Raw genomic sequence first — 1,078 nt, forward strand, 5'->3', positions numbered from 1 at the left:
GCATCAAGCATCAAACGTTCAATAGTTTGTGCTTCTGAATTTGGCAGTGTACAAAATATCTCATCAACTTTATTATTTAGCACGTAGCTTATACAATCATCTGTCCCCCCTAAATACAAATGATTATCGCTCACTTTTTCGGGATTATCGTCAAAAAAGCCAATCAGGCTATAACCGCGTTCGGGGTTCTGTTTAAAAAAACTATAAAGATCAGATCCTATACGTCCGCCACCGATAATAATTACTGCCCTGGTATCAATTAAAGATGCCCTGTCACTCTTTCGGATGGTAAGAAATATCAGTTTCCATAATCCCAGCAAAAAACCAAACAAAGCTAATGAGTAAAACAAATACTCCCGTGTAATAAAATAAGCCTTTGTACCTATAAGTATTATAATGGTGAAACAAATAAAACTTACAAACAACAGGTAGGTTTTTATTACACCACGATAAGTTTTTATAGAGTCTTTATTTAAAACATGTTCATACAAACCGGTGATATTGGCAGACAATAACCAGATCAAATTAAAAACTAAAACTATAGGCAAATATTTTCTGTTATTTATCCAAAAAATGTATGACCTATCTTCAATAAAGTAAGAAATTACCATGCTCATATTAAGTATAATATAATCAATGGTAAGGTTCACTGCTTTAATAAAAGTAGCGTATCTGTGAATCATGTATTAGAGCTTCTTGAAGTATACAACACCTGCTAAAATTAACATATTTATTTAAAATAACAATGTGATAATTGAAATGCACAATTGATTACAAAAATGTTAGGGCATGATTGGCAAAATTAAAAATTTAGAAATTTTTGCAAAAACAAAATATATTTTTTTTACAACACTTTAACACCCGTGTATCTATAAAAAAGCAAATATTACGCTATAATTCCGGCAATACTATAACCGTCCGTCAACAATATCTTTATCGAGCACTCCTTTTATATCGTATATAACCGAGAATGGGGTTTTCTTTAATGAGTTATAGTTCAGGTTAAAAAATTCACTATGTGAAACAGCAACTATTATAGCGTCATATCCCCCCTTTAAACCATAAACGGCCTTAATTG

General features: G+C 31.4%; 1 protein-coding gene. It reads right to left on the reverse strand.

The genetic code is table 11. The annotated features are described in order from the left end of the window. Positions 1-683 (reverse strand): nucleoside-diphosphate sugar epimerase/dehydratase (locus AC1DPZ_RS27785; protein ID WP_477409621.1); only part of this gene is annotated, 683 nt, incomplete at its 3' end. Positions 684-1,078 lie beyond the last annotated feature (395 nt).

The sequence above is a fragment of the Mucilaginibacter sp. P4_G9 genome (genome assembly GCF_056400985.1).